The organism is Arsukibacterium ikkense (genome assembly GCF_000987775.1).
In the GTDB taxonomy this organism is placed as follows: domain Bacteria; phylum Pseudomonadota; class Gammaproteobacteria; order Enterobacterales; family Alteromonadaceae; genus Alishewanella; species Alishewanella ikkense.
In genome coordinates, this window is record NZ_LAHO01000006.1 from 78,435 (window position 1) to 97,284 (window position 18,850).

The 18,850-nt window shown below is 49.8% G+C and carries 15 protein-coding genes; 12 read left to right on the forward strand and 3 right to left on the reverse strand.

The window, feature by feature from the left end:
* Positions 1 to 150: 150 nt before the first annotated feature.
* Both glmS and WG68_RS07830 read right to left on the reverse strand, forming a co-directional pair.
* Entirely contained in the window at positions 151 to 1,980 is a 1,830-nt protein-coding gene (gene glmS, locus WG68_RS07825) for a glutamine--fructose-6-phosphate transaminase (isomerizing) (RefSeq protein WP_046557115.1), read from the reverse strand.
* A 49-nt stretch (positions 1,981 to 2,029) separates the two neighbouring features.
* Entirely contained in the window at positions 2,030 to 2,797 is a 768-nt protein-coding gene (locus WG68_RS07830; protein WP_046557116.1) for a DeoR/GlpR family DNA-binding transcription regulator, read from the reverse strand.
* Positions 2,798 to 2,962: 165 nt separating this feature from the next.
* On the opposite strand from WG68_RS07830, the gene WG68_RS07835 reads away from it, so the two are divergent.
* Positions 2,963 to 3,805, forward strand: a complete 843-nt coding sequence (locus WG68_RS07835) for a hypothetical protein (protein WP_046557117.1) — start codon at positions 2,963 to 2,965, stop codon at positions 3,803 to 3,805.
* A 217-nt stretch (positions 3,806 to 4,022) separates the two neighbouring features.
* Entirely contained in the window at positions 4,023 to 5,828 is a 1,806-nt protein-coding gene (locus tag WG68_RS07840; RefSeq protein ID WP_052749009.1) for a flavodoxin domain-containing protein, read from the forward strand.
* An 11-nt stretch (positions 5,829 to 5,839) separates the two neighbouring features.
* Here the strand turns inward: WG68_RS07840 and WG68_RS07845 are convergent, their stop codons facing one another.
* The gene (locus WG68_RS07845; protein WP_046557118.1) at positions 5,840 to 6,400 is read right to left on the reverse strand and encodes a DUF1439 domain-containing protein; all 561 of its coding nucleotides are present in this window, start codon (positions 6,398 to 6,400) and stop codon (positions 5,840 to 5,842) included.
* Between the two features lie 196 nt (positions 6,401 to 6,596).
* Here WG68_RS07845 and WG68_RS07850 point away from each other — a divergent pair, with 196 nt between their 5' ends.
* The 10 genes from WG68_RS07850 (at position 6,597) to WG68_RS07895 (ending at position 18,833) form a co-directional block, all read left to right on the forward strand.
* Positions 6,597 to 7,475, forward strand: a complete 879-nt coding sequence (locus WG68_RS07850; RefSeq protein WP_046557119.1) for an ABC transporter ATP-binding protein — start codon at positions 6,597 to 6,599, stop codon at positions 7,473 to 7,475.
* A 13-nt stretch (positions 7,476 to 7,488) separates the two neighbouring features.
* On the forward strand, positions 7,489 to 8,772 hold the full coding sequence (locus tag WG68_RS07855; protein WP_152663056.1) for a hypothetical protein: 1,284 nt from the start codon (positions 7,489 to 7,491) through the stop codon (positions 8,770 to 8,772).
* Complete coding sequence (locus WG68_RS07860; protein ID WP_046557121.1) at positions 8,765 to 9,151, forward strand: GntR family transcriptional regulator; 387 nt, start codon at positions 8,765 to 8,767, stop codon at positions 9,149 to 9,151. The genes WG68_RS07855 and WG68_RS07860 overlap by 8 nt, the downstream gene beginning before the upstream one ends.
* A 171-nt stretch (positions 9,152 to 9,322) precedes the next feature.
* The gene (locus WG68_RS07865; RefSeq protein WP_046557213.1) at positions 9,323 to 11,563 is read left to right on the forward strand and encodes an ATPase, T2SS/T4P/T4SS family; all 2,241 of its coding nucleotides are present in this window, start codon (positions 9,323 to 9,325) and stop codon (positions 11,561 to 11,563) included.
* The gene (locus WG68_RS07870) at positions 11,560 to 12,648 is read left to right on the forward strand and encodes an ATP-binding protein (RefSeq protein WP_083981827.1); all 1,089 of its coding nucleotides are present in this window, start codon (positions 11,560 to 11,562) and stop codon (positions 12,646 to 12,648) included. The genes WG68_RS07865 and WG68_RS07870 overlap by 4 nt, the downstream gene beginning before the upstream one ends.
* A gap of 15 nt (positions 12,649 to 12,663) precedes the next feature.
* A complete protein-coding gene (locus WG68_RS07875; RefSeq protein ID WP_046557123.1) occupies positions 12,664 to 13,005 on the forward strand; it encodes a hypothetical protein in 342 nt (113 codons plus the stop codon).
* Between the two features lie 134 nt (positions 13,006 to 13,139).
* The gene (locus WG68_RS07880; RefSeq protein ID WP_046557124.1) at positions 13,140 to 14,276 is read left to right on the forward strand and encodes a dicarboxylate/amino acid:cation symporter; all 1,137 of its coding nucleotides are present in this window, start codon (positions 13,140 to 13,142) and stop codon (positions 14,274 to 14,276) included.
* 184 nt (positions 14,277 to 14,460) lie between these two features.
* Positions 14,461 to 15,696, forward strand: coding sequence for an efflux RND transporter periplasmic adaptor subunit (locus WG68_RS07885; protein WP_046557214.1), 1,236 nt, complete (start codon positions 14,461 to 14,463; stop codon positions 15,694 to 15,696).
* Between the two features lie 18 nt (positions 15,697 to 15,714).
* Positions 15,715 to 16,413: an ABC transporter ATP-binding protein gene (locus WG68_RS07890; RefSeq protein WP_046557125.1), complete on the forward strand. Its 699-nt coding sequence runs from the start codon at positions 15,715 to 15,717 to the stop codon at positions 16,411 to 16,413.
* Positions 16,413 to 18,833 (forward strand): ABC transporter permease, encoded by a 2,421-nt coding sequence (locus tag WG68_RS07895; RefSeq protein ID WP_046557126.1) that lies wholly within the window; start codon positions 16,413 to 16,415, stop codon positions 18,831 to 18,833. Before WG68_RS07890 ends, WG68_RS07895 begins: the two co-directional genes overlap by 1 nt.
* The last annotated feature ends 17 nt before the right edge of the window (positions 18,834 to 18,850 follow it).

Sequence of the window (18,850 nt, forward strand, 5' to 3'; positions counted from 1 at the left end):
AAATTTCAGCCGTCAATAGCGCTGCGATAAAAAGCCGAACCAAAGCGGGGCAAACTATCTCAATAAAATGGCTTTTGCTTTAAATTTCAAAGCATAAGCATGCACCAATAAAAAAGGGCCCTAAGGCCCCTTGCAAATTTTTGGTGCAGGTTATTCGACAGTAACCGACTTGGCCAGGTTACGCGGCTGGTCTACGTCGGTGCCTTTAATAATGGCAACGTAGTAGCTTAGCAACTGCAGTGGCAGGGTATAGACAATCGGCGCCAGAATACCGGCAACGTGTGGCACGTTTATCACCCGCATGGTGGCGTCAGACTGGAACTTGGCGTCGGTGTCGGCAAACACATATAAAATGCCGCCGCGAGCGCGCACTTCTTCTACGTTTGATTTCAGTTTTTCCAGCAGGTCGTTATTCGGTGCCACCACAATAATTGGCATCTGAGCGTCGATCAGCGCCAGGGGGCCGTGTTTTAACTCGCCGGCGGCATAAGCCTCGGCATGAATGTAAGAAATTTCTTTCAGCTTTAACGCCCCTTCCATGGCGATGGGGTACTGATCGCCACGGCCTAAAAACAGCGCGTGGTGTTTGTCGGCAAATTCTTCGGCCAGCGCTTCAATTTGTGGCGCCAGCGCCAGGGTTTGCTCCAGTTTGCCCGGTAAGCTTTTCAGCGCTTCGGTCAGCTCGCGCTGCTGGGCACTGCTTAAGCCGTTATATTTGCCAATGGCCAGGGTTAACATGGCCAGGCCAACCAGCTGAGTAGTAAAGGCTTTGGTAGATGCCACGCCGATTTCTGCGCCGGCGCGGGTCATAAAGGCTAAATCAGATTCACGCACCAGGGATGAACCGGCCACGTTACAAATGGTTAAACTGCCGACATAACCAGCTTCTTTGGCCAGGCGCAGCGCAGCCAGGGTATCGGCCGTTTCGCCGGACTGGGAAATACTGACCAGCAGGCTGTTTGGCTGCACAAAGGATTTGCGGTAACGAAATTCTGAGGCAATTTCAACATTACAGGAAATGCCGCCTAACGACTCTAACCAGTAGCGCGCCACCATACCGGAGTGATAGCTGGTACCACAGGCGACGATTTGCACGTGTTTCACTTGTTTAAACAGCTCGGCCGCGCCGTTGCCGAAGGTTTCGTCCAGCACACTGTCACTGCTTAGGCGGCCTTCCAGCGTATTGTTGATAGCCGTTGGCTGCTCGTAAATTTCTTTGAGCATAAAGTGGCGGTACTGGCCTTTGTCGCCGGCGTCATAGCTGACATTTGACTCATGCACCTCGCGCTCAACGGCATGGCCATTGCTATCGAAAATGCTAACGCTATGGCGGGTGATCTCGGCTACGTCACCTTCTTCTAAAAAGATAAAACGGCGGGTAACCGGCAGTAGTGCCAGCTGATCAGAAGCAATAAAATTTTCACCAATACCCAGGCCAATGACCAACGGGCTGCCAGAACGCGCCACCACCACCCGGCTGGGGTCGGTTTTATCCAGTAACACTGTGCCATAAGCGCCGTGCAGTTGTTTCACCGATGTTTGCACCGCGCTGAGCAGCGAGCCGGCGCTTTTCAGCTCTTCTTCCACTAAATGAGCGATAACTTCAGTGTCGGTGTCAGAGCTAAACACATAGCCTTTGGCTTTTAACGCGTCGCGCAGCGGGCTGTGGTTTTCAATAATACCGTTGTGCACCACAATAATATTGCTGGATAGATGCGGGTGGGCATTGCGCTCGCTCGGCTCGCCATGGGTGGCCCAGCGGGTATGGGCAATACCGGTGCCACCTGCCGCGGGAGTTTCCGCTACGGCATCAGCCAGCTCTTTTACTTTGCCTAACCGGCGCAGCCGGCTTAGCTCGCCAGCGGCATTCACCACTGCCACACCCGCCGAGTCGTAACCGCGATACTCCAGGCGGCGCAAGCCTTCAACCAGAATATCCACGACATCACGTTGCGCCACAGCGCCGACTATTCCACACATAATTTCTCTCCGTTAATCCGTTAAATTCAGCTTAAGTTGAGCGGGTGAATCAGGCCTGAACCCTGATCACCTTCACCCCTTGTTCGGTTATCTGGGCGACGGCGGCATCGCTTAAGCCATCGTCACTAATCAGTACTTTTACCATGGCCCAGGGCAGCTCCAGGTTATGGATTTTCCGCCCCAGCTTGTCAGATTCCAGCATCACTATCACTTCACGGGCGCTTTCGGCCATTACCCGGCTTAAACTATACAGTTCGTTATAAGTGGTAGTACCGCGCGCCAGGTCGATACCATCGGCGCCAATAAACAGTTGGTCAAAATCGTAGGCGCGTAACACCTGCTCAGCCAGCTGCCCCTGAAAGGCCTCGGATTGCGGGTCCCAGGTGCCGCCGGTCATCAGCAAGGTAGGTTCATTCTCCAGTTCGCGCAGCGCATTGGCAACTGCCAGTGAGTTGGTCATCACCACCAGGCCTTGTTTACTGGCCAGCTCTGGCAGCAATGCCGCTGTGGTGCGGCCGCTGTCGATAATAATCCGGTAATGATCTTTAATCAGCTCAGCTGCTGCTTTGGCGATTGCCAGCTTTCGCTTTGAAACCTTCTCAAAACTGGAGTCGGACACAAAATCCTGCGGTACCGGCACAGCACCACCGTAACGCCGCAACAACAAGCCAGCTTGTTCCAGTACCGTTAAGTCTTTGCGAATAGTCACTTCAGAGGTTTGAAAGCGCTCGGCAAACTGCTCTACCGACAACTCACCCTGCTGTTGTAACTGGCTGACAATCAGGTGACGCCGCTGCTGAGTATTGCGTTTATTCATGGGCTTTGCTTTTAAGTTCTTTCGATTAAGTTTCACAACGAAAGATATTCTACGCCAATTTTATCCATTGGCAAGTTTCCACAGCGGCAGATTGCAGATTTTTTCGCCTGAGTTAGAATGCTGTTACTTTTGTAACCAATATAATTTCAATAGTGGAGCCTTGGCATGAGAGCAGCCCTGTTATTATTGGCCGGTATAAGTGGCAACTTACTGGCCAACCCGCAAGATATCCAGATTGATATCATGCTCAATTTTATGGCGCAAAGTGGCCAGCTACAACAGCAAGCCGAATGCACCGGTTTACCTGAGCAACGGCTGCGCGAACTGTATCGCAGTACTTTGCGGCATTGTGGCCTGGATCATGAAGATCCGGAGCATGAAACCTGCGTTAAGCAACGCTTACTGACCACGGGCGTACCACAAGAGCGCTGGGAGCAGTGCGATCAAGACGATAACCCACAGGATGCGATATTGGCTCAACTGGATGCCATATATGAACGCATAGGGGAGAGGGCACCAACGGCGGCAGAGCAGGCACACATTGACCAGTTACTAACGCAAATGCAGCAGCAAGGCATGCAGGAGCTGCAACAAATGATGAACCATCTGTCTGCAGCCAGCGCCGGCACAGAAGATGTTATTACCTTACCTATAATGCCAGACAGCAAGATGTTAATGCATATCCCTGGCGGCATTGGTATCGAAATAGGCGACAATATGGTTCACTCGCTACCCGGCGCCTCTTTTGCAAGCACCAAAACCCCGGCCCAGGTGTTGGCATACTATCAGCAGCAATTACCGGCTTTCAGACTGCACAACTTCAGCCTGGGCGATAGCACCGAACATGCGCTAATGCAGCACTTGCCTGCCGGTTTTCATTATCCAGAGGCAATTTTAAGCGGTATCAGTATTCCGCACATTCATATTCAGCAGGCGAACAGCATAGCCGAGCAATTGTTACCCGGCGCCAGAACCTTGTTCTTTATTTATTATCAACCAGGTGGGTAACAGCTGTAAGTCAAAATCAGCTGTTGCAGCAAAAGATCAGAATAAAACTTAATGATAATTATTTGCATTTAAAAAATAGCTGGTTTATAGTTCTGCTCGTCACGGACTGACACTGACTGGCCCCGGATGGGCCGTCTCTGGTCGTTGTTTTACTTGTCTTGCACTTTGGGGTGGCTAACGCTGCCCCTTTTTTTAAGCTGGCTGCGGCTTTGAGGTGATGATGTTCAGGCGCTGGTTAACCCTGCTGGATAAAAGCTGTCTGTTGTTGGCGGCTCTGTTGCCTGTCTGGTGGCTGGGCTACCGCGACCTTGTGGCGCAACCGCTATTGCTGGGCTACTTTTATCTGGTTACCCTGGCCAGTAATATTATTGGTAGTCAGCAAAGCGCTGCGCAAGCCAGTTTCTGGCAATGGCTGGAACAAACGCTGCTGCTGGCCGTGCTGCTACTTTGCACAGTGCTGTATTTAAACAGCGCCAGCGTGCAGCAACGCTTTGACGCCCTGCTCGCCGCCGGCAGTGTCGTCAGCAGCCTGCTATTAATCTGTCGCGGCTGGCTTAGCAGCCAACAACAAAGCGCTGACAACCCGCCGACTGAGCTTACTTCCCCCCAGCCCCCCTGGTTAATTGGTTATGCCAGCCAAACCGGCTATGCCGAGCAGCTGGCCCGCCAAACGGCCCGCCAGTTCAATGCCTGCGGTATTGCCTGCAGCCTGCGCAGCCTGAACGAGCTAAACCCGGCCATGCTTGGGCAATATAGCGGCGCACTGCTGGTGGTCAGTACCTATGGTGAGGGCGAAGCGCCTGACAATGCGTTGCAATTCCAGCAGCAAGCGAGCGGTTGGCAACAGGCATTACCGCAATTACCGTTTGCTATTCTGGCGCTGGGCGATCGCAGCTATCAGCAATTTTGTGGCTTTGGCCACTGGCTGCATCAATGGTTTTGTCAGCGCCAGGCCCGGGCGTTGCAGGCAGTAACCGAACTGGACAGCCAGCGTAATAGCAACGGCGCATTGCAGCAATGGCACCAGCTACTGGCCAGCATTACCGGCCAGCAGCCCACAGACACGACAGCAAGCACAGAATTAATTTTGCCAGAGCAAACCCGCTGGCTACCCAGCAAGCTGATCAGCCGCTATCTGGCTAACCCAGGCAGCCAGGGCGCGCCCTGTTATGTGATTAAACTGGCGGTTGAACCAGACAGCCAATGGCAGGCCGGCGATATTGTTGCCGTGCAACCACAGAACAGCAAATGCGATGTGGCACTATGGCTTACCCGCCATCAGTTGTATGGCTGTCAGCAAGTTCATTATCTGGGCCAGCCTATGCCGCTGTGTTGTGCGCTGGCTAAGTTAGCCTTGTCCGGGGTTACGCCGCCGGCACAGGGCGAAGCGCTGGAGCCCTGGCTGGCCCGACAACCACAGTTACCGCTGCGCCATTATTCTATTGCATCGATCCCCAGCGAAGGTCAGCTGACTCTGCTGGTGCGCCAGGCAAGCCACGCAGATGGCACTCTGGGCATAGGTTCTGGCTGGCTGACCAGCTGGCTGAGCGAGCAGCAACCTTTTCAGCTGCAACTGCGCCGGCACAGCCATTTTCAGCTGCCGGCTGACGACAGGCCGCTGCTGTTTATCGCTAATGGCACCGGCATCGCCGGTATTCGCGCCTTACTGGCCGAGCGGATCGCCAGAAAGCAGGCCAACAACTGGCTTATTTTTGGCGAGCGTAGCCAGCAAACTGACTTTTTCTTTGCCCGGGATATTCAGCGCTGGCAGCAGCAAGGCTTTATTGGCCGCTGTCAGCTGGTGTTTTCCAGGGATCAGGCAGCAAAACGTTATGTGCAGCACTGCCTGGCGGAACAGGCCACAGCCGTACGTGAGCTGGTTGACGCAGGCGGCGCCATATACGTTTGTGGCAGCCTGCTGGGCATGGGTAGTGCCGTGCACTCGGTGTTAACCGACATTTTGGGCAGCAGCCCGCTTAACGTACTGCAGCAACAAGGCCGCTACCGCCGGGATCTGTATTAAATCAGCAGCCGTTATTGGCTGCTGGGGCTAAACGCCAATCTGCCTTGTTGTACCGCCATATTTAACGGCACTGCGGTCAGCAATTTAATGGTGGGGTTACTTTGGTCAAGCCGGTACACCGGATTAGACGCCAGATAGCCATTAACCAGTTGCAATAACTCATTACTCACCGGGGCTAAATTGCCGCGATAGCCGGCCGCTTCAATGCTGCTATCGAGCAATTTCACCGAGCGGATAAAAATGGCTTTTTCAGTGGCATCATAATAAGGCGCACCTTCAATTTGCAGCTTTAAGTTAGCCGGGTAACTTAAACCAAATAATGACAATACCGCAGTGGCGTCGGTGTTGATCCGCACCAAATCGCTATTGTCCGGGCCAATAGCCACCTGCATTTTATCCACCGCCATTTTCAGCGGAATACCGGCCACATCGGCCTGGCGGGTTAACTTTGGTAGCTGCGCGCTAAGCATCTGTTCTAAATCGGCTTCACTAACATTGTAGGTTGATAACGAACCAAGCTGGGCGCAGCTGGCCAGCACTAGCATAAACATCAAACCAAAAACTATACGCATAAGTATTTCCTGTTAAACAACATTTTCGGTGTAACACGGTAACCGGTGTAGCTTAGTATAACCTGAATCAGCACCTGTTAACCCAAAAGCACCGCACAGCGCTGTGACTTTGTTGGTATTTTTATTGAAATCCTGCTTGCGTCTCAAAATAAACTGTATTAGTGTATTAATACAGTTCATTTTTGGAGACAGGGATATGCCCGACATTATTGAGATAACTCAGTTACAACGTAAGTACGATAATAAAGTTATTCTGGAAAATATCACTACCCGGGTAAAGCCGGGTGATGTTATCGCCCTGCTAGGAAAAAATGGCGCCGGCAAAACCACCTTGCTGGAAACTATTCTTGGTTTTGCCTTACCCCAACAAGGCGAAGTGCGGCTGTTTGGCACCCTTAGCACCGACATTGCAACCAGAGAAAAGCAACTTATCGGCTTTGTGCCACAGCAGGATGAATTGCTGGATCAATTAAGCGCGGATGAACATTTACAACTGTTTGCCCGCTTTCAACCGCACTGGGATCAGACGTTATGTGAGCGGCTGTGTCTAAGCTGGGAAATTCCGTTACAGAAACAGATCAGTAAGTTGTCGGTGGGACAACGCCAGAAACTGGCGATTATTCTGGCGTTGTGCCATAAGCCTCAATTACTGGTGCTGGATGAACCCGTCGCCAGCCTGGATCCGATAGCCCGCCGCCAATTTTTAACGGAACTGGTTAATATTGCAGCGGATCAGCAAAGTGTCATTATTTTCTCCTCTCATATCGTCACCGATATGGAAAGAGTTGCGAACCAGGTTTGGTTGTTAAAAGATCACCAACTTGCCTGGCAAGGCGAGCTGGATACCCTGAAAGAATCCGTAGTTCGGTTGCATATCAGTGCACAGCAGCCTTTTCCCGGGCCGCTAAGCCTGCCCCATATGCTGCGCCAGCGGATACAAGGCAATGTGGCGACTGTAACAGTACAAAACTGGCAGGATGCCGAGCTAACAACCTTAGCACAGCAACTACAGGCGCAAATCCGGGTGGAACAGCTGAATCTGGAAGATATTTTTCTGGAGTTGCATGAATGCTAAGGATGAGCCTTTAATGACAACGCTTAAATTTCCGCCGCTATTTACCCAGCTTTCCCGGATGCTGACGCTACTTGAAATGAGCGTTGGCTGGTGGTATTTCATCGCTTTTTTCTGGATCCTGGGTTTTGTCAACAATGCCAGTTTATACGTGGCAAACGTTGTTTTATTTTTGTATTACTATCTGCGTTTGTTACCAGCAATAGCGGCATTAATAACCAGCAGTTACGGCCGGCTATTGTTGAGCAAGGCACAAACAACTCTGCTACCTTTTTTGCTGGTCAGCGTGATAACCCTGCTCTGCTCACCGGGCGTTGTCCAGTATACGGCGCTGCCGTATCCGGAGGCGTTACTCACCTTATTTTGTAGCCATCTGTTACTGCATACCATCGTATTTGCTGATAAAGGCCGCAGCTCCGCCTCCGGGCTGGTTATCTTTCCGGTGTGGCTGGTGATGTTTAATCCACAATGGTTTTTGCAAACGAGCTGGTTAGTACCGGTAGCACAGCCTTTACCCATGATCCTGTTTTACACGCTTAGCCTGATAGCGGCGGTGTATTTGCCAAAACTTTCCGGGCAACGGCGCAGCACAGGCCGCCAACAATCTGAGCATTTGTGGCGTTTTCGCTGGCGCGCCATCCCTAAATTTCAGCCAACGTTGGCGGCCAGCTATCTGTTTCAGTGTAATGCCCGGCCACTCGTTCGCTTATTGGTATTTTCAGCAGTTTGTGCCGCTGCTCCTCTGCTGCAAAGCGCAGTGTATTATTGGTTTAACAGCAGCTGGCAATGGTTTCCTGTACTTGACTGGAAAGTGCTGAACGAGCTTTTGTTTCTGGTTCCCCTTATTTACTGGCTATACACTATTGATTCTGCAACTGGCAGAACCAAAGCAGCCTGGCTGTACCTGCCGGTATCCAGACAACAACTATTCTATTTTTATGAGCGCCATTTTCTAAGCCAGTTAGTTATTTTCAGCCTGCCGGTGCTGCTGTTGCTTTACTTCTGGCAACCACAAAATCCTCTTTTACTACTCAGTAGTGGATTACTGCTAAGTAAGCTTTTGTTTATTACTTATTTATTGCTGTGCTTCCCAAACAATACTAAAACCGGTTTTACGCTGACCTTTCTTTATTACAGTACATCCGCTTATCAGCTTTTTTCAGCGTCACAATCGGTACAACTTTATAGCCTGCTAAGCCTGCTGTTTGCGACTTTACTGCTGCGTCATTTTGCCGCAAAACGCTGGAAAATTCGGGACTACAGCCATAAAGCCACAAACATCAGGAGGCGCCATGTTTAGTATCAACCCCAATAGCGGCGAGCCAATTTACCGCCAGCTTACCGAGCAAATTAAACGGATGGTGGCGGGCGGCCAGCTAAAAGCGGGTGATGCATTGCCCTCGGTACGGGAATTGGCTTCGCAATATGCAGTAAACCCAATGACCATTTCTAAAGCTTACAGCCTGCTGGAAGCCGAAGGCGTGCTGGAGCGCCAGCGCGGCAAACCGATGATGATAGCGGCACAGGCGTCAACGGGGCAAAGTGAGCAGACTAGGCTAAAGCAGTTGCTGCCACAACTGGAGCAACTGGCAATGGCTTCTCAGCAGTTGCAACTACCGAAACAGTCGGTATTGTTAGCGCTCGCCGCATTACTTGACAGGACGTCTGATGTTACTTAAAAACCCTAACCAGTTACCCGCGATACAGTCGTGGTTTAAGCAGCATCTGCCAGCAACCAGAATAATTAAGTAAGACAGATTATTCAGTATAATTTGATGCAAAGTAAAAACTTGCACTTTGCCAGGCGCTACACTACATATCAGCAAAGTCCTGCAGTGAAAGAGCCGCCTATGATACCTGTCAACAATCAGATAACAGAGCAAATTCCACGACAGCTTTTTGTCAGCACAGCGCAAAATGCCGAACTGGTTTCTGGCCACAGCATGCCAACTCAGGCTGCGGTACAACGTATTTTACAGTTGTTACCTGAGATTAAACCGCAGCACAATGTGATGCACATCGGCGCAGGTACCGGTTACCTTAGCGCCGTGCTGTCTGGGTTAGCTGCAAAAGTATTTGCGGTAGAGCGCGATGCCAGGCTAATCCGTGACGCCAGTCAGCGCTTTGCCACTTTAGGTATTAACAATATTCAATTGGTGCTGGCGGATGTTAACGACGGCATCGGGGTAAGTGAGCCTTGCCAGCTTATTCTGGCTACCTGTTTGTTGTCACACTACGAGCAGCTGGTGCCTTTACTGACTGAAAACGGTTTGCTGGTGGTGATCGAAGATGAAAAAGACCATGTTTCAAATTTCGTGCTATATCAGAAGCAGCACGTCACATTAATCCGCCAGCATAAACTGGGCTGGATTGATTTCAGCCGCCGCCTGGCGGATATGGTAATAGACCTTGGCTACGCTGATGACGCTATGCTGGCTGAAGCAAAACTGGATGCAAAACGAAACAATGAGCTGTTTGCTCACGCTCTTAACCGAAAAATTCAACAGCATAGTAAAGACTTATACGAAGCGATGGCAGCAGAGCGCCAACTGTCTTTTATCGATTTTGACAGCCTGATCAAGCAAGTTGACAGTAGCTTATTTAACCACTTTTCGCGTACTTTTCTTGACCGCAGCCGGGCATTGCCTGTCACTTTACAGGGCAACCGGATGACGGTAGTGACAGATAATCCGGATGCGGATTTAGCCGAACTGGCCGTGATGAATGGCAATGGCAAAATCCACTGTGTTTTGGTGACCCCAGAGGATTTCCGCCGGCTGTGGACACAGCTGGAAGTGAGCGCTAAGGCACAGCATAAATCTGGCCTTGTCAGTAAAACCCATCCTGAAGATACGGCAGCTGACGCTCTGCCCAGCCCGGTTAATCCTTATCTGGTATCGCTGTACGAAGCATTGTTGCTGGAGGCGGTTAGCGAGCACGCCAGTGATATTCACCTTGAGTGCTATCAAAATACACCCCGGGTAAGATTGAGAATTGATGGCGACTTGCATGATCTAACCCATTTTCAGGTCAGCATGTCAGAGCTGGCTGGCCTGATTAATGTGATCAAAATTCGCGCAGAGCTGGACATTGCAGAGCGACGTTTGCCACAAGGCGGCCGCAGCCAGGTAAAACAAGGCAAGCATTTGTATGATTTACGGGTGCAAACGCAGCCGTCTCTGCATGCGGAACATGTGGTTATCCGCTTGCTGAAACATACCGGCCGGGCCATGACCATGCAAGATCTGGGTATGTCACCACGGGTAGCCGCCATGTATCAACGCTTATTGAATAATCCGGCCGGGCTGGTGTTAGTGGTCGGCCCCACCGGCTCCGGCAAATCCACTACCCTGTATGCCGGCCTACAAGAGCTGGCAGACGATGGCAAACGTAAAGTAATTACAGTTGAAGACCCGATTGAGTACTCGATAGACAAGGTACAGCAAACCCGGGTACGCGCAGATATTGGCTTTGATTTCCCCGACGCCGTGCGCGCTTTTGTGCGCCAGGATCCCGACGTGATACTGGTTGGTGAAATCCGAGACCACCCCACAGCGCTGGAAGCGGCCAGAGCCTCGCAAACCGGTCACCTGGTGTTATCGACCCTGCACTGCAATGATGCTGTTGATGCCATTCAGCGCCTGAAAGATCTGAATATACACCCCAACTCTATCGCCAGTGAATTGCTGGCAGTTATTGCCCAGCGCTTAGCCAAACGCATTTGTCCGGATTGCCGGGCACCCGCCGAGCCTGATCTGGTAATCCTCGGCGAATTGTTCCCCGATGGCGTACCCGGCAATTTCCGCTGCTTTGCTGGCGCAGGCTGCAGCCGCTGCCACGGCAGAGGCACGCTTGGCCGGATTGCCGTGGTCGAATTCTTGCTGATGAATACCGACATTCGCAATGCGATTTCCAGAGAAAACACTGCGAGCGAATTACGCTGGCAAGCGCTGGACGCCGGTATGATCACTATGCGCGACAGCGCGCTGAACCTGGTAATAGACGGCATTATTCCGCTACACGAGTTACCAAAGGTGCTGCTGCAGGAGCGAATGGCGCCTGAGCACAGAGGCGGAGTACAGCAATTATGATGACAAATGCGAAAACCCAGAAAAAGCCAGCAGAGCAACACTATGCGGCCGAGTTACAGCGGCTGCAGCAGGCCGATAGTGCCCCGGTGCCGCCCGGTTGGTTTATGTCGGCGGTGGCGGTTGAGAAATTTATCTGCGGCGATGCCGAACTGTCAATTGAGCGCAAATTTGTTGCTGAACCCGGGGTCGTCACCCGGATTATTCTGGCGTTATGCACTCAGCGCGGCGCGCTGTTAACCGGTGAGCCCGGCACTGCCAAATCCTGGTTATCTGAACTGTTAAGCGCCGCCATCAGTGCCGATTCCACCCAAATCATTCAGGGTGGTGCCGTTAGCAGCATTAATCAACTGTTGTATAGCTGGAACCCACAACTGCTGCAGCAGCGCGGGCCCTGTGTTGAAGCGCTGGTGACCACTCCTTTATACCGGGCGATGCGCGATGGCAAAGTATTACGCTTTGAGGAAATTTCCCGTTGTCCGCAACCTCTGCAAGACGCCATTTTATCTATTTTATCGGAACGAATGCTGGTAGTGCCGGAATTGCCCGCTGCAGAAAGCACCCTGTATGCCACAGCGGGCTTTAATATTATTGCCAGCGCCAACAGTGTGGATGAAGGCTTGCAGCGCATGAGTGCCGCCTTAAAACGCCGTCTTAGTTTTGAGCATATTAAGCCTATCCGCCATGTCGACGATGAAATGGATGTAATTTTCTGGGAAACCAGCAAACTGATGGCGGCCAACAATATCAATATCACCGCAGATACCGAACTGATTGCGGTGCTGGCGACCATTTTTCATGAACTGCGCAATGGCCAGACTCTGGATGGCCGCAGTACAGACCGGTTGGCCGGGGCCACCATGTCTACTGCCGAGGCAGTCAGTGTGGCCCACGCTATCTATACGCATGCTTACTATTACCAACAGACCCAACCCGATGCCCAATTGCTGCTGCATGTATTGCTGGGTTCAGCACTGAAAGACCATCCACAGGACAGGCGCAGGTTAAAACACTATGTTGAAACTGAGTTTGCAGAGCGTAAAGGTAAATATTGGCAAGCACTGTACCAAAACCGATCGTTAATATAACAAGGGGAACATATTATGCTGGAAAGTGGAGATCTTTTACTGATTTGTTATCGCAGATTATTCAGCAACGATGAGAATCGTTTTTTCCTGGGCACTGTAGACGACTATCAGGCAGGCATTGTGAAAATAACCGGCCACAGTTTTTTACGTGACAGTGTCACTGGCCAGATGGCAGAAAAGTCAGATCTTGCCACCAAAATTTTGTCTATCAGTTCTGGCACCCTGATTGTCTATCAGTTGCCCGCCACCCTGGCGTTACATAATTTGCGCTTTGAGCAAAAAATGATGAAGTTGACACTGCTGGATGACCAGGGCTTTGCACTGGATCTGACCGAAAAGACTTACCGGCAAAACTGACAAATCACGCTGTGGTAATGCGTTGATTTACAGCACTTAAAACACAGCCGACCAGCAAAGCGCAGTCAGCTGTGGCAACTTATGCTATGCTCAGCCGCGATAATCTGGGGTTCCATTACTAATAAGAGAAAATTATGGCGCTAATTTTAAAACTGATTGCCGGCATAGTGCTGGGCATGTTACTTGGCCTTTATGCACCGCATTGGCTAACGCAAATTTTAATTACTTTTAAAGCCCTGTTTGGCCAACTGTTGTTTTTTACTATTCCACTACTGATTTTATTCTTTATTACCAGCGGCATTGCCGCCCTGCCACAAAAATCCGGTAAGTTGCTGGGCCGTACTTTAGGCATTGCCTATCTGTCGACGATTGCCGCCGGCACCTTTGCTTTCTTAATTGCAGCTTTAGTGATCCCCATGCTGGCGCCGGCCGCGGCCGATTTAGCCAATATTGATGGCGTGAATTTAACACCCTATATTGAAATGAATATTCCACCGGTGTTTAATGTGATGACCGCGCTGGCGCTGGCCTTTATCTTTGGTTTAGGCATTGCCAGTACGCAGGCAACATCATTAAAACAGCTATCAGATCAGGGCCGCGATATTATCCAGCTGCTGCTGACCAAAATCATTATCCCGCTGTTACCACTGTATATCGCCGGGGTATTTGCCCAGATGGCGGCAGCAGGTTCAGTGTTTGTTACCCTGCAAACCTTCGGCATAGTGCTGGTAATGGCGCTGGTATTGCACTGGTTATGGATAATTGCGCTGTTTGTGTTAGCGGGTATTAAAGCCGGCAAGTCACCCATCAGCCTGATTAAAAACATGCTACCGGCCTATTTTACCGCACTGGGAACCATGTCAAGCGCCGCCACTATTCCGGTATCGCTGCAGGCCACCAAAAACAATGGCGTAAAAGAAGACGTGGCTAACTTTACCGTGCCACTCTGCGCCACCACCCACCTGGCCGGCTCTACCATCACTATCGTCAGTTGTGCCGTAGCCGTGATGATGATGCAGAACAACCTGGATATCCCATCGCTGTTTACCATGCTGCCGTTTATTTTAACCCTGGGTGTGGTGATGCTGGCTGCGCCCGGTGTGCCCGGTGGTGCGGTAATGTCAGCGGTGGGTTTACTCGGCACTATGCTCGGCTTTGGCGAAGGTGCCATAGCATTGATGATTGCGCTGTATATGGCACAAGACAGCTTTGGTACCGCCTGTAATGTCACCGGCGATGGTGCTATTGCCGTGTTAGTCGATAAAAGCTAAATGTGTAAAGCAGGCCAAGCTATGACTTGGCCTGCACAGTGACACGCTTAGCGCAGTTAAGCGCATCACAAGCGCGAAATCGCGCACCTTACGCAGAAACTAAAAATAAACCACTGAATAATATCAATTTAATTTTTGGCATAAAACTTCCATAAGCATAGCACCCTTGTTACTGGCAATGCTGATGGATATTAAAATACCGGCTAAAAAACCTTATCGTCGCTATTTACTTGTAGCAACTGTCGCCGCTATTGGTTTTTGGCTACTGTTAATAATATTGCGCCCTGCGGTTCCCACCGTATCACTCCATTCTGTATCTCTAACTACTGTACAACAAGCTGATTTAACGCTTTACAGTGATGCAATAGGTGAGCTCTTCTCGCGCCACCAACGTTTGCTTACTGCGCCAGCCTCGGGAATTATCGCAGAAATTCTGCACCGGCCCGGAAGTGAAGTAGACGCCAATACCATTATTATTCGAATTGATAATCCTGAACTGGATCAGCAGGTTATTGCTGCATCGAATGCTATGCAGAGAATGCAGGTCGAAATCCGGGCCTTTACCGCCCAGCAAAGCAGCCAGTTATTAGAGCAACAAGGCCGAGCAGCTGAACTGGAAAACCAGTTAGCACAAGCAGATTTGGAGTTACGGGTTAATGAAGAGCTGGCCGCCAATGGTGTAGCAGCGCGGATTGAACTGCAGCGGGCCGGCTTAAGAGTAACGCAACACCGTCAGCAGCTGGAATTTGAACACAAGAAACAAACACAATTTGCACTGTTACAACAAGCCGAGTTAGCACAAAAGCAGTTACAGCTGCAGCAGTTAACCAGCGATTATCAGCTATTGCAGCAGCAACAAGCCAGTATGCAATTAACCGCAGGTATTGCAGGGTATCTGCAACAGCTGGAGGTTGAACTTGGGCAAAGCGTTAACAAAGGTCAGGCACTGGCCAGAGTAGGCAGTCAGCATCAGCTTAACGCCCGCATTTTGTTAAATCAGCGACATGCTGAACAGGTTTATATTGGCAACCACGTTACCATTGAAAGCCGCTTTGGCTTAATACAAGGCCAGATTAGCCGTATTGAAGCCGTGGTGCAGCAGGGTAGTGTGCTGGCAGAGGTGCAACTACCCGATGAGCTGCCTGCAGGCAGTCGGCCACAACAAAACATTACCGCCAAAGTGCAACTGGGTCATAGAGCAGCCGCACTTTTTGTCACACACACAGCGGGATTAAAGCCGCATAGTACGCAAAGGCTATTTGTGAAAACCGCCACAAATCGCGCCGAACCCAGAGAAGTGCAATTTGGCGAATTAAGTGGCCGCCAACTGCTGATTACCGCCGGACTGGTCGTCAACGAACAATTCCTTGCCATGGATAAACCAGAGTGGCAACAGTATCCATTTATTAAATTAAAATAGAGAAAACAGGAAGTTAAAATGAGAGAGCCGCTAATTATCCTTAACAATATTGAGAAAGCCTTCCGACATCTGGATATTGCCACCCTAGCGTTGCAAGGTATCAGTTTGACGGCGTATCCGGGAGAGTTTATTGCCATTACCGGGCCTTCAGGTTGTGGTAAGTCAACCCTGTTGACCATCTTAGGTTTAATGGACATCGCAGACGCGGGTGATTACCAGCTTGCTGGCATTGATACGCAAAAACTGAGCAGTAATCAGCGTACTGCTATTCGCAACCAGCATCTTGGCTTTGTATTTCAGTCTTTTAATTTAATTGATGCCATGACCGTGTTTGAGAATGTTGCACTTCCCCTGCAGCACCGCGGCATAAAACGGGCAGAGGTTAACGCGCGAGTCAATCAGTGCTTGGATATGGTTGATATGGCACACCGGGCAAGCTTCTATCCCAACCAACTATCTGGTGGACAACAGCAGCGTATTGCCATTGCCCGAGCTTTCGCAGGCTCACCACAATTATTGTTAGTAGATGAACCCACCGGAAATTTGGATAGCAAAAATGGTGATGCCATTATGCAATTGCTACAGCAGCTAAATCAGCAAGGCACCACCATAGTAATGGTTACCCATGATTTTCGTTACAGCCGTATTGCCAGCCGGCAAATACAAATGCTTGATGGCCATATTGTTGCCGAACAACAAACACAGGATGTCGCCTAATGTTGGTGCTGCAGCATCTTAAACTAGGCTTAAAGCGCCTCTATCAGCAACCCCGCTTATGCTTGCCGGTAATTATCAGTTTGGGTTTTACCCTGGCAGCAGTATTAGTGGTTGTCACGCTAAGCTATCGCATTATGGTACAACCGTTACCTCATATTCAGCAGGTTGAACAATTAAGCATCCAAAAGCTTTACGGCCGCTTTGGCAGTGTGCAAATGAATATGATCGATAAACAGCGTTTTGCCAGTTTGCAGCGCTATTTCGCCCACTATGGTGACTGGGGCTATTTCTCGTCTGAACAAACTTCTACACTGATGGTGAGTGATCAAAGTGTAGATAGCACCCTGTTCACTGGCAGTAATAACTTGTTAGAGGTTTTAGGGCTGCCGATATTAGAAGGCCAGACACCGCTTACAGTCAGTGCTGACAATCAAGTTTGGATCTCTGAAACGTTATGGAAGCGTTATTTTGCAGCCAGCCCTGACGTTATCGGCCAAACGCTAAAACTGCATGAACAGCCATTAATTGTTGCTGGCGTACTGCCCGATTTTTACAGCATCCCTAACAGCCATAACATAACAGCGGCACAACTTTGGCAATTCTTCGAACCTGATGTTTGGCGTAGTGATGATATGGAAATGATGTTTGGTACTGACGCAACTATCCTATTACGCAGCATCGGTAAGCAACCTTCTGCCACAGAATTTAACAACTGGTTTAACGAAGATAAATCCGCGCTACCTCAGATGGTTCAGCAGGTACTCAGTACCATCACAATCGATGTTGAACAAAATGCTTACCGAAATTACCTGCTCGGTGATAGCCAAAAGTTATTATGGCTGTTACTAGCCGTTACCCTTGGGCTATTTATTATTGCCAGCCTGAATTTAACTAATGTCTTATTGGCGCACTATCAAAGCCGGCAGCATGAATTTGCCATGCAGCTTTTTAGCGGCGCAACGCTCACAAAGTTACGAGGCTTGATTGCACTGGAAAATATTAGTCTGGTTTTGCCGGCTGTACTGCTCGGATTATTAGCTGCGCAGTGGCTAATGCGTTTTTTGCCCGTGCTGGTGGGTGATGCCATTCCACTGTTGCAAGGGATCAGCGTTAATAGCACCACCCTAGCCGCTGCAGCCATCACCAGCGTTTTGTTACTCTGCTGCTTTAGCTTACCACTTGGTATTAAGGTATCAGCAATAGCGGTAAGCTTAAAACAAAGTGGCAAAGGCAGCGGCAAAGCACACAACCCTTGGCTTATTAAAACCCTTTTAGTGGTGCAACTTACCGTATCAGCCATTTTAATTAGTAGCACCGCCGGTTTGGCCTGGCATAGCTATCAGGATTTATATACCAATTTAGGGTTCAGGTTAGTCAATAGTTATGAGCTGGCAATAAGGCCAAAACAAATAAAGAACCTGACGAATGCTGAGGAAATGCAACAACAAATAGATTTTTTCAAGCAGCAATACCAGACATTACAACATGACTTAAAACGCAATTTTCCGCATGCACAGCTAATCAATAGCCTGAGCCAACCCATATCGCGCACTATCCGCTTTGCCCAAGCTAAACTGACTGAAAGAAATATGGATATTCAGTTCACCTATAGTGAGATTGACGAACACTACTTTGATCAGTTTGGTATTAAGCTCCTGTATGGCAGAAATTTCACTGCCGATGAGGCCGTTGAATCGGTTATTGTTGATCTCAATTTTGCTAATTTACTTTATCCCGGCACACCGGAACGTGCCTTAGGTGAAAACTTCACCGTCAATAACAAAGATCGTCATTACCGCATTGCCGGTATCGTCGACAACATTAAAAACCAGCGAGCCGGTATTCCACATCTTTATGAAAACCTTTCTCAAGTAATGCATAGTAATATGTTTTTCTTTGTGTTGCTGCTACCTGAGCAACTGCAAATATCTGAAGGCGAAGTAACAGCGGCTTTGGCTGAGGATTATCAGGATTACGAAATACATATCCGGGGCATGCGCGATCTATGGCAGGCTATGACCAAACAAAGCAGGGTATATTTTTATATCATTTGCATCGTTAGCTTTACCACCTTATTACTGGCATTGCTGGGTACAGCGGGAGTAAGCCAGATGCGTGCCAGACAGCGGCGTTATGAGCTGGCGGTAAGAATGGCAACCGGCGCCAGCGAACAGCGCTTATTGTGGTTGTTAACGAAAGAAAGCGGTGCCTTAGTATTAGTGGGGCTGGTATTAGGTGCGATCTTTACCAGCTGGCTCTATCAACTATTACAATTGAACTATGCTATCTTACCAACCTTAGAAACAAAGGTGTTTATTGTGTTAAATAGCCTGCTTGGCGCAGTAGCTTTACTAAGTATATTAGTACCCAGTTGGCAGGTGATCCGGCAAGATCCGATGCAAACTCTGCGTGAACTGTAATTTAGCCGTTAGGGGTT

Coding starts and splice junctions, on each gene's coding strand:
- glmS (WP_046557115.1), bottom strand. CDS start 1,980: ATGTGTGGAATAGTCGGCGCTGTGGCGCAACGTGATGTCGTGGATATT.
- WG68_RS07830 (WP_046557116.1), bottom strand. CDS start 2,797: ATGAATAAACGCAATACTCAGCAGCGGCGTCACCTGATTGTCAGCCAG.
- WG68_RS07835 (WP_046557117.1), top strand. CDS start 2,963: ATGAGAGCAGCCCTGTTATTATTGGCCGGTATAAGTGGCAACTTACTG.
- WG68_RS07840 (WP_052749009.1), top strand. CDS start 4,023: ATGATGTTCAGGCGCTGGTTAACCCTGCTGGATAAAAGCTGTCTGTTG.
- WG68_RS07845 (WP_046557118.1), bottom strand. CDS start 6,400: ATGCGTATAGTTTTTGGTTTGATGTTTATGCTAGTGCTGGCCAGCTGC.
- WG68_RS07850 (WP_046557119.1), top strand. CDS start 6,597: ATGCCCGACATTATTGAGATAACTCAGTTACAACGTAAGTACGATAAT.
- WG68_RS07855 (WP_152663056.1), top strand. CDS start 7,489: ATGACAACGCTTAAATTTCCGCCGCTATTTACCCAGCTTTCCCGGATG.
- WG68_RS07860 (WP_046557121.1), top strand. CDS start 8,765: ATGTTTAGTATCAACCCCAATAGCGGCGAGCCAATTTACCGCCAGCTT.
- WG68_RS07865 (WP_046557213.1), top strand. CDS start 9,323: ATGATACCTGTCAACAATCAGATAACAGAGCAAATTCCACGACAGCTT.
- WG68_RS07870 (WP_083981827.1), top strand. CDS start 11,560: ATGATGACAAATGCGAAAACCCAGAAAAAGCCAGCAGAGCAACACTAT.
- WG68_RS07875 (WP_046557123.1), top strand. CDS start 12,664: ATGCTGGAAAGTGGAGATCTTTTACTGATTTGTTATCGCAGATTATTC.
- WG68_RS07880 (WP_046557124.1), top strand. CDS start 13,140: ATGGCGCTAATTTTAAAACTGATTGCCGGCATAGTGCTGGGCATGTTA.
- WG68_RS07885 (WP_046557214.1), top strand. CDS start 14,461: ATGGATATTAAAATACCGGCTAAAAAACCTTATCGTCGCTATTTACTT.
- WG68_RS07890 (WP_046557125.1), top strand. CDS start 15,715: ATGAGAGAGCCGCTAATTATCCTTAACAATATTGAGAAAGCCTTCCGA.
- WG68_RS07895 (WP_046557126.1), top strand. CDS start 16,413: ATGTTGGTGCTGCAGCATCTTAAACTAGGCTTAAAGCGCCTCTATCAG.